The sequence below is a fragment of the Pseudomonas iridis genome (assembly GCF_017980685.1).
Lineage (GTDB): Bacteria > Pseudomonadota > Gammaproteobacteria > Pseudomonadales > Pseudomonadaceae > Aquipseudomonas > Aquipseudomonas iridis.
In genome coordinates, this window is the sequence record NZ_JACXXO010000007.1 from 269,924 (window position 1) to 279,099 (window position 9,176).

14 protein-coding genes are annotated in these 9,176 nt (G+C 60.6%); all 14 read left to right on the forward strand.

The window, feature by feature from the left end; translation table 11 throughout:
* Nucleotides 1-40 precede the first annotated feature (40 nt).
* The 14 genes from IEQ42_RS14580 to IEQ42_RS14645 all read left to right on the forward strand — a co-directional run bounded on the left by IEQ42_RS14580 (nucleotide 41) and on the right by IEQ42_RS14645 (nucleotide 9,129).
* Nucleotides 41-370, forward strand: coding sequence for an MFS transporter (locus IEQ42_RS14580; protein ID WP_210703976.1), 330 nt, complete (start codon nucleotides 41-43; stop codon nucleotides 368-370).
* Complete coding sequence (locus IEQ42_RS14585; protein ID WP_210703977.1) at nucleotides 367-711, forward strand: hypothetical protein; 345 nt, start codon at nucleotides 367-369, stop codon at nucleotides 709-711. The genes IEQ42_RS14580 and IEQ42_RS14585 overlap by 4 nt, the downstream gene beginning before the upstream one ends.
* 148 nt (nucleotides 712-859) lie before the next feature.
* Nucleotides 860-1,060, forward strand: coding sequence for a hypothetical protein (locus IEQ42_RS14590; RefSeq protein ID WP_210703994.1), 201 nt, complete (start codon nucleotides 860-862; stop codon nucleotides 1,058-1,060).
* A gap of 64 nt (nucleotides 1,061-1,124) precedes the next feature.
* Complete coding sequence (locus tag IEQ42_RS14595) at nucleotides 1,125-1,655, forward strand: HGGxSTG domain-containing protein (protein ID WP_200582986.1); 531 nt, start codon at nucleotides 1,125-1,127, stop codon at nucleotides 1,653-1,655.
* Nucleotides 1,642-2,940, forward strand: a complete 1,299-nt coding sequence (locus IEQ42_RS14600) for a terminase large subunit domain-containing protein (protein WP_210703978.1) — start codon at nucleotides 1,642-1,644, stop codon at nucleotides 2,938-2,940. Before IEQ42_RS14595 ends, IEQ42_RS14600 begins: the two co-directional genes overlap by 14 nt.
* Nucleotides 2,941-2,947: 7 nt before the next feature.
* Nucleotides 2,948-4,417 carry a DUF4055 domain-containing protein gene (locus tag IEQ42_RS14605; RefSeq protein ID WP_210703979.1) on the forward strand — a complete coding sequence of 490 codons (1,470 nt, stop codon included), beginning with the start codon at nucleotides 2,948-2,950 and terminating at the stop codon, nucleotides 4,415-4,417.
* Entirely contained in the window at nucleotides 4,410-5,453 is a 1,044-nt protein-coding gene (locus IEQ42_RS14610; RefSeq protein WP_210703980.1) for a minor capsid protein, read from the forward strand. The genes IEQ42_RS14605 and IEQ42_RS14610 overlap by 8 nt, the downstream gene beginning before the upstream one ends.
* Nucleotides 5,454-5,535: 82 nt before the next feature.
* Nucleotides 5,536-6,231, forward strand: coding sequence for a hypothetical protein (locus tag IEQ42_RS14615; protein ID WP_210703981.1), 696 nt, complete (start codon nucleotides 5,536-5,538; stop codon nucleotides 6,229-6,231).
* Nucleotides 6,232-6,245: 14 nt separating this feature from the next.
* Complete coding sequence (locus IEQ42_RS14620) at nucleotides 6,246-7,268, forward strand: coat protein (protein ID WP_210703982.1); 1,023 nt, start codon at nucleotides 6,246-6,248, stop codon at nucleotides 7,266-7,268.
* A gap of 47 nt (nucleotides 7,269-7,315) precedes the next feature.
* The gene (locus tag IEQ42_RS14625) at nucleotides 7,316-7,522 is read left to right on the forward strand and encodes a hypothetical protein (RefSeq protein WP_024013531.1); all 207 of its coding nucleotides are present in this window, start codon (nucleotides 7,316-7,318) and stop codon (nucleotides 7,520-7,522) included.
* Between the two features lie 40 nt (nucleotides 7,523-7,562).
* Complete coding sequence (locus tag IEQ42_RS14630) at nucleotides 7,563-7,952, forward strand: protein singed (RefSeq protein ID WP_210703983.1); 390 nt, start codon at nucleotides 7,563-7,565, stop codon at nucleotides 7,950-7,952.
* Between the two features lie 3 nt (nucleotides 7,953-7,955).
* A complete protein-coding gene (locus IEQ42_RS14635; RefSeq protein ID WP_210703984.1) occupies nucleotides 7,956-8,312 on the forward strand; it encodes a hypothetical protein in 357 nt (118 codons plus the stop codon).
* Nucleotides 8,312-8,737 carry an HK97 gp10 family phage protein gene (locus IEQ42_RS14640; RefSeq protein ID WP_210703985.1) on the forward strand — a complete coding sequence of 142 codons (426 nt, stop codon included), beginning with the start codon at nucleotides 8,312-8,314 and terminating at the stop codon, nucleotides 8,735-8,737. Before IEQ42_RS14635 ends, IEQ42_RS14640 begins: the two co-directional genes overlap by 1 nt.
* Nucleotides 8,734-9,129 (forward strand): phage tail terminator-like protein, encoded by a 396-nt coding sequence (locus tag IEQ42_RS14645; RefSeq protein WP_210703986.1) that lies wholly within the window; start codon nucleotides 8,734-8,736, stop codon nucleotides 9,127-9,129. Before IEQ42_RS14640 ends, IEQ42_RS14645 begins: the two co-directional genes overlap by 4 nt.
* The last annotated feature ends 47 nt before the right edge of the window (nucleotides 9,130-9,176 follow it).

The following is a 9,176-nucleotide window of genomic DNA, read 5'->3' on the forward strand; positions in this document are numbered from 1 at the left end:
CGGCCTTTTTTATTCAGTCATGCCCCACGGAGTCGAGCGCATGGATTATTTGCACCGCCTGCTCGACAGGTTGGATCTGTTGATCGCTGGACTGTTCGGCGTGATCGTCGCCAGCTGGTGGCATAAGGACGACCTGACCGATTGGCGCGCCTGGCTGATCTTCCTCATTACCGGAGTGGCCTGCGCTCTGTACCTCACCGGCATGGTGAGCGCATACCTCGGCGTCACTGAGCCCAACATCGTCGCCGGAGTCGGCTTCCTGCTCGGCACCTTCGGCGGATCGCTGCTCGCGGCCATCAATCGGGCCATAAAAGCCGCTGACCTCTGGGCGCTCATCCGCCAGCGGTTCGGGGGAGGCAATCCACCATGAATCTTGAACTGATCAACTCCATAGCCTGCGGCCTTATCGCGCTGTGGGCGGCCTGGTGCGTACTGAGTGGGAAGGTGAGGGACGGCATCCTTGGGAAGCTGATCTATTCAGCCATCGCAATCAGCGGTTTTGTGCTGATGGTGCGCAGCCAGAACATTTTCTTCGGCCCGACCACGGCTGGCCTGACGTTTCACTTCGCTCTGGCTCTCGCCGGTGTGCGGCACATCTTCATGGTCACGTACTGGCAGCGGGTGAAGGCCTGGCTGTGCAGGACGCTGAACTGCGATCACTGCATGAGCTGCCCGAAGGCGACCGAACGTGTCGACCAAGGTGAGCAGTAACCGCGCCACGTTTTCGAATGCGCCAAATCGTGGCGCGCAATTATGAGGGTTTGCGATGAGCACCGGATTTTCCAATCCAGTCTGTAAGGGTGCATGGCAGCTTGGCACGGCTTGCGGTATCTGTGAGCGCTGCGTAGCCAACAAGCCAGTGCCGGACAACGTAACTCGCCTGCGCCACGCGCTACCGCTGAGCCAGGACATCAACGCTGCTGTAAGCGCTCTCGATAAGGCTATCGCCGAAGCCGTTGACGCTGCGAAGAGCGCCGGGCTACCCCAAGGCCTGATCGTTGGATTGCTCCACGGTCATGCACATGCACAGACACACCAGATGGTGACGAATGATCATTGAATGGCGTTCGAACGACGTTGAATGACCATTCATTCGCGAAACACCCCATGAATGAGGCTTAACCATGGCCCTATGCGGCGCAAAGAAGCGCAGCAACGGGGAACCATGCAAGCGACACGCTGTTCCGGGTTCCTCTCGCTGCAAGCTACACGGCGGGGCGGCCACTAAGGCCAACAAAGGCAACCAGCACGCCCGCAAGCACGGAATCTATTCCGACACGCTGACAGCTGATGAGCATGGCCTTTGGGAAGACATCGGCATCGGCACGCTGGATGACGATATCAAGATCGCCAAGCTGCAGTTGCGGCGCGCACTGATGGCTCAGGCAAAGGCAGAGGCCGGTGACGGGCTTGTTTTGGACGCCGAGATAATCAATAGCGGATCAAGTGAGGAGGGCGGCTACAGCAACAGTTCTTTGCAGCGCCGCCGCCAGGGCTACGAAGACATCATCAACCGCCTTCTCGGCCGCATTGGTGACCTTGAGTCGAAGCGCGCCGACATGATCAAGAAACTCGACCCTGACGACGAAGGCCCGTTGCCTCAGCGCATCGAAGTGGTGGTGACTGACGCGAGACGCCCGAATGCCGAGCCTTAACGTACCTCAAGCCCAGTTCTTGGCACTGCCCCACAAGTTCCGTGCCTTCGTGGCAGGGTTTGGCTCTGGCAAGACCTGGGTAGGCTGCTCGGCGCTGGGCAAACACTTCTGGGAGTGGCCGCGAATCAACGCTGGCTACTTCGCTCCGACCTATGCCCAGATCCGCGACATCTTCTACCCGACTATGGAAGAGGTGGCGCACGACTGGGGCCTTCGCACTGAGATAAATCAGTCGAACCATGAAGTGCATGTTTACAGTGGCCGCCAATACCGGGGCACCGTGATATGTAGGTCCATGGAGAAGCCGCAGACAATCGTCGGCTTCAAGATCGGTCACGCGCTGGTCGATGAGCTCGACGTTATGAGTTTGGTCAAGGCGCAGCAGGCCTGGCGCAAGATCATCGCCCGGATGCGCTACAACGCCCCAGGCTTGCGCAACGGAGTGGACGTAACGACGACCCCAGAGGGCTACAAGTTCGTCTACCAGCAGTTCCTCAAGCAGGTGCGCGACAAGCCTTCGCTGGGTGATATGTACGGCCTGGTGCAGGCCAGCACGTTCGACAACGAACTGAACCTGCCGCCGGACTACATCCAGTCGCTGATGGAGTCTTACCCGCCGCAGCTGATCCTGGCCTATCTCAATGGTCAGTTCGTCAACCTGACTTCCGGGTCTATCTATCACTCGTACGACCGCAAGCACAATCAGTGCTTCGACACTGTGCAGCCTGGCGAGCCCCTGTTTATCGGAATGGACTTCAACGTCGGCAAGATGGCGGCCATCACGCACGTCAAGCGAGAAGGGATGCCCCGGGCGGCTGATGAACTGGTGGATGGTTACGACACGCCGGATATGATCAGGCGCATCAAGGAGCGCTACTGGCGGTACGACGGCAAGGATTACGAGAAGACCTGCGAAATCAGGATCTACCCGGATGCCTCGGGCGGTTCGCGCAAGTCGGTGAATGCCAGCGAAACTGACATTGCCATTCTTCGGCAGGCCGGGTTCTCGGTGATCGCTCCGGCGGCAAACCCGCCAGTCAAAGACCGCATCAACTCCATGAACGCCATGTTCTGCAATGCCCAGGGCGAGCGCCGGTATTTGGTGAATCCGTTCACCTGCCCGACATACGCCGACGGCCTTGAGCAGCAGGTGTGGGCGCCCAACGGCGAGCCAGACAAGACGGCAGGCGTGGACCACGCGAACGACGCCGGTGGCTATTTCATCCACCACGACTACCCGATCATCAAGCCGATGACCCACATCCCCGTAACATTCACATTCTGAGGCCCATATGCCCAACTACAGCGCCATCAGGCAGGAGTACAGCGATGCCTTGCCCGGTTGGCAGCTGGTCAAGCGTTGCGTAGCCGGCCCGCGAGAGATCCGCAAGCACAACGAATACCTGCCGATGCCTGACCCGCTCAACCTGTCGGACGAGAATCGGGCGCGGTACGAGCAGCTGAAGAAGCGCGCCATGTTCTTGAACGTGGTGGGGCGCACGCGCACAGGCCTGCTGGGCGCCGTGTTCCGCAAGACTGCGGAGATCAGCCTGCCCACGGCTATTGAATATCTCCTGGAAAACGCCAGCGGAGACGGCTCCAGCATCGAGCAGATGTGCAAGGAAGCAACCGGCGAGTGCCTCGACACTGGGCGCGGCGGGCTGCTGGTGGACTTCCCGAAGGTCCAGCTGCCAGAAGGGCAGGTCGCGCTCACCGTGGCCCAGGCTGCTAACTCGCGCGCTTTCATCCACTTCTACTCCGCCGAGAGCATCATCAATTGGCGCGAAGACGTGATCGACGGCGTGCGTCGGCTGACGCTGGTGGTGCTTCACGAAAAGATCAATGAGGCAACGCCTGACGGCTTCGAGTTCACCGCCAAGGATCAATACCGGGCACTGATGCTGCGTGATGGTCGGTACGTGCAGAGCGTGCACAGCGCTGACGATCCCGAGGGCGAAGAGGCAGAGCCCAAGGACAAGACTGGCAAGCCATTCGCGCACATCCCGTTCCACTTCTTCGGCTCAGAGAACAACGACGCCAGCATCGACAAGTCGCCACTGGAAGACCTGGCCGAGGTGAACATCCTTCACTACGGCAACAGCGCTACGGTTGAAGAGTCGGGATTCATAGCATCGCAGCCCACGCTTTTCATCACCACTGACATTGACCCGGACAGCTTCATCAAGCTGAACCCGAACGGGATGCAGATCGGCTCGCGCAGGGGTCACAACCTCGGTAAAACCGGCTCCGCCATCTTTCTTCAGGCCGATGAAAGCCAGCTGGCCCGCGAGTTGATGAAGGACAAAGAGCAGCAGATGCTCATGATCGGCGCCCGCATCGTCCAGCAGGGCAACGGCGCTGAGACGGCTGAGGCTGTTCGAATCCGTTACAGCTCCGATAACTCGGTCCTGGGCACCATCGCTGGCAACGTGAGCGAGGCAGTGCGCCTGTCCTTGTTCGACGCCCAGCGCTTCATGGTTGGGGCCGTGGACGAGGAAGGCACGGTGTTCTGGCTCAACCAGGAGTTCTTCGACGACGTCATGGACGCCCAGGCGATACTGGCCCAGATGCAGCTCTGGCAACAGGGGATCATCGCCAAGAGCGACTTGCGCACCAACCTGCGCCAGTCCGGCGTGCTGGATTCGGATCGCACGGACGAAGAAATCGACTCTGACCGAGAGGAAGAGGCGCCGGTGGTGGGTAGCGAGCCTGTGACCGGGGAGCCTCCACCCAATCAGCCGCCCGAGGTGAACGATGAGTAGTGAAGGCTACCTGACGGACGCCACCACCCGGCACCAGGTCTACGTCCAGCGTTATGCCGGCGGAAACCTGAAGCGTGTGGCGACCTTCATCAGTAAGGCCATCAAGACGGCAAAGGATCGCGTTTCAGCAGGTCTGAGCGATTACGGCACCAGGCGCTACACATCACAGATAGAAACGCTCCAAGGCGATTTGCGGGGCATATACGACGACTTGAAGGGCCGGGCGCAGCTCGACCTGGGTGAGTTCGCGGCATACGAGGCCGAGTTCAATGCCACGATGCTGGGCAAGGTCGTGAAGCTGGTTGTGCAGCTCAACGTGCCGTCTGCCGAGATGGTGAGCGCTGCGGCACTGGCTGATCCTCTGCTGCTGGAGGCTCGCAAGGGCATTCAGCGCATCAGCATCAACGGCGCGCTCGACCAGTTCGGCACCAAGAAGGCGGCCGAGATTATCGGTGAGATCCAGATTGGCTCAAGCCTGGGCGAGACCAGCCAGCAGATTGGCCGGCGCCTCACCAGCATCCACCAGCTACACCAGGATCAGGCATCGTCGCTCGTTCGCACCATGACCAACCATGTCGCCAGCACGGCGCGCATGGAAACGCTCAAGGCCAACGACGACATCCTGCAGGGATGGCGCTGGATCTCCACGCTCGACAGCAAGACCAGCGCCATGTGTCAGGCGAGGGATCAACACATCTACGGATGGGAAGATCCTAAGCCGCCTGGACACTGGAATTGCCGATCGAGCGCGCTGCCCGTGCTGAAAGATCAGTTTGCCCGCGAGATTCCCGGATCTACCCGGCCCTCAGTCGGCCCTGACGGCGTCACGCTGGTATCCAGCAATACGAGCTATCAGGAGTGGCTTTCGCGCCAGCCTGCATCCTTTCAGCGCGATGTGCTTGGGCCGAACCGGTACGCCTTGTTCACGAAAGGCAACCTGACCCTCGACAAGTTCGTGGATTCGAATGGGAAAACGTTGACCCTGCAGCAACTGAAAGACCTGGAGCCGCGCGCCTTCGAGCGAGCAGGCATCTGACAACGAATCATCAAACAGCCGGCCGAGCGCCGGTTTTTTTATGCCTGCGGCTGAGCCAACGGCAAATCATCCGGGGGATGACATGAAATACCTGATCGACAAGGCTGCATACGACGCGCTCGAACCATCCATGCAGGCTTTCTACAAAGCCCAGGGTGAAGACTACGTGCTGACTGTTGAGGGGCTGCCTACTGGCGGTGCTGACCTCGACGGCCTGCGCAACCAAGTGCAGACGCTACTTACCGAGAAAAAGGAGGAGAAGCGCAAGCGCGATGCGGCCGAGGCAGAGCAGCGGCGCCTGCAGGAAGAGTCGCAGCGCGCCAATGGCGAGTTCGAGCAGCTCTACACCAGCGCCCAGCAGGCATTGGAGGCAGAGCGCGCCAAGAACCTGGAGATCACGACCCGGGTTGAGCGCCGCGACCTGAGCGCAGCAGCCAGCAAGATCGCCACCGGCATTGCCGACGGTGAGAACGCCGAGATCCTGGCTGAGTTCGTTGAGCGCCGCCTGAAGATCGTAGAAGGCCAGGTCAAGGTAACGGACGCATCCGGCAACCTGACCATCGCAACACTCGATGACCTGGCTAAAGAATTCCAGCAAGCGCCGCGCTACGCAGCATTGGTGCGCGGCACGCAAGCAAACGGTGGCGGGGCTACCGGGGGGAAGGGTGGCGGGGCCACCAAAACGTGGGAACAAATGACCGGTATGGAGAAAGTTGAACTCCGCCGAACCAACCCCGCCGAGCACGCGCGCATGAAAGCCGCTGCTAAGGCCGATTAAAAGGATCTTCCGCAATGCCTACCATTCTCTCGGACGTCGTGTTTCGCGACGAACTGCGCGACTACATCAGCGTCAACAGCGTCGAGCGCACCGCGTTCTTCGAGTCGGGCATCCTGACCACCAATTCGGACATGACCACTCTGCTGGCCAGCCCGTCCAACACCTTCACCATTCCGTGGTGGGTTGACCTGGATGCGTCTATCGAATCGAACTACTCGAACGACGTGTACACCGACATCGCTGTACCGCTTTCGGTCACCAGTGCCTTCATGCAGGCGCGCGCTGCGTACCTCAACGAAGGCTGGAACTGCATGAACCTGGTGAAGAACATCACCAAGCAGGATCCTTTGGAGTTCGTGGCCGGCCGCCTGATCTCCTACTGGCAGCGTGTTGCCCAGCGCCGCACCATCGCCACCGCAGTCGGCATCTACAACGACAACATCGCCTCCAACGGTGGCGACATGGTCGTGGACGCCGGGGGCATCATCGGCCCGGCTGCCGTGATTCGCGCCAAGGGCACCATGGGCGACTACAGTGGCCAGCTGGGCGGCCTGAGCGTGATCGCCATGCACTCGGCGGTGCACACCGAGCTGTCGATTCAGAACCAGATCGACTTCACCCCGATTGCGGACCAGATCCCAGAGTTCGGTCGCTTCCAGGGCATGCGTGTTGTGCTGGACGACGGCCTGCCGGTAATCGGCACCGGGCCGACTGCCAAGTACCTGTCGATCATCTTCGGCCCTGGTGCGATCGGTTACGCCGAGGCACAGCCGGAAGGCGAAGACGGCCTGGAATACGACCGTGCTCCGGATCGCGGCAACGGTGGCGGTACCGAAACTCTGTGGACTCGTCGCAACTTCGTTGTGCACCCGCTGGGCTTCTCGTTCACCAGCGCGACGATCACCGGCACCCCGACCACCACTCGCCCGATCTCGGCGAACTGGGCGGACCTGGCCCTGGCCACCAACTGGGAGCGCAAGTTCGCTCGCAAGCAGGTGCCTATGGCATTCATCACCTCGCTCGTAACTGCGGCGTAATTGCTGCCTGGCCCCTCCGGGGGCTGGGCAATTGAAGGAGACACGACATGCCCGTTCAAAAAGACAATCACATCGACCCGAACCTCAAGGCCCGGTGGGGCTTTGCCGGTACCGAGGGCAATGTCACCGTCGGCCCTCAGACCGTGGGCGAGACCGGTGGTGTTGATTCCGCGAGGACGGATTCGGACGAATCTGCGGCTCGAAACAACGGTGGCGGCGAAAAAACCGAAGCCGCGAAAGCGAAGTCCAAGTAACACCCGGGGCTCCGGCCCCACTCATTCAAGCGGAGGCCAGATGGCAACCTACATCACCGTGGCGGACGTAGACACCATCCTCGGCGCGACATGGACCACCGAGGACAAGAAGGTGCGCGCGGTCATGCAGGCCAACGCCTATCTGACCTCCCTCAAGCTGGTCGGCATCGACATGGATGCCATTCCCGAAGACGTGAAGCTGGCCGGGGCCGAACTTGCCCAGACCGCCGCGCTCGGAAAGCTGTACCAGCAGACGACAGAGGGCGTGCTGGAAGCCAAGACGGTGAAAGCCGGTTCGGTTACCACCAGCAAGACCTTTGCCTCGTTCGACTCCAGCAAGACCATTGCGCTGCCCGACGGCGTTCAGTTCGCCCTGGCCCTGCTCAACCCCTGGATGGCAAGCGCATTCAGCTTCAACGTCTACAGGTGAGCCATGGGCATTCGCGAAGAGATCCAGGCTGATCTGGCTGAGGCGTTCGACACTGACCTGGCTGATGCGGTGCTGCCTTTCACGGGCGGCATCACCATCCCGGGAGCATGGGATCCGGTTACCGAAACCGGTGGTGATCCAGTTGTCATCGCCTACAGCGGGCGCGGCGTGTTCGACGGCTTCAAGCTCGACAGGGTGGACGGCGCGAACATCCGTGCCACCGACCAACTGCTGATCGCGCTGACCAACGAAACGACCGGTATCCCGGACATCGGCCACAAGATCAACGATTACGACGTGGTTAACGTGCAGGTCGACCCGGCTCAGGCGACCTATCAAATTCAGCTGAGGAAGACGTAATGGGCAGCGGATGGAGTATTCCCCCGACAGCATTCGCTGACCTGATCGATGATGAGGTGGGCAAGCGCGTTCGGGTCATCGCCATGGCGCTGCTGAATGAAGTGGTGCTGCGCTCTCCGGTCGGTAACCCAGCGCTCTGGAAGAATCCGCCACCACCTGGCTACGTCGGCGGTAGGTTTCGCGGCAGCCACATCGTTAGCATCGGAAGTCCCGTTTACACCGTCACCAACACCGTCGACCCGGGTGGCGCAGACACGATCAATCGCGGCATGGCTGTGCTGTCTGGCCTTGAGCCCTACACGCAGGTATTCATCCAGACGAACCTGCCCTATGCCGAGCGCATCGAGCTTGGGCATTCGACCCAGGCACCGAGCGGGGTTTATGAACTTGCCTTTGTTGGCGTGTCCGAGGCCTACCGAGAATGACCTACGAGCAAATCAGGCTGGCGGTCAAGTCTCGCATGGCGACCTTTACCGGCATCGCGCAAGAACGAATAGATCACCAGAACCAGCCAGAGGTGTTTGCCACTCCAGCCGCTGGCCTCTGGTGCCGGCTGGTCATCCAGCATGCAACGGCCTTCATGGCAGGCATGGCAGACAAGCCACACACCCGAAGGCCTGGAATTATCACCATTCAGTGCTTCGCCAGGGTGCGCACCGGCACCAAGGCCATCAACGACCTGACCGATGCACTGATAGCCCACTTCGGCTACTGGTCCTCCGGCGACCTTGAGTGCATGGAGGGCAGCCAGATCATCGCTGGCGAGCTCGAAGGTTTCTATCAGATCAACGTGAACATCCGGTTCCGCGCCGGCTGACCCAGCAACACCAATCCCACCCGCCTTGAGCGGGTTTTTTTATGCCC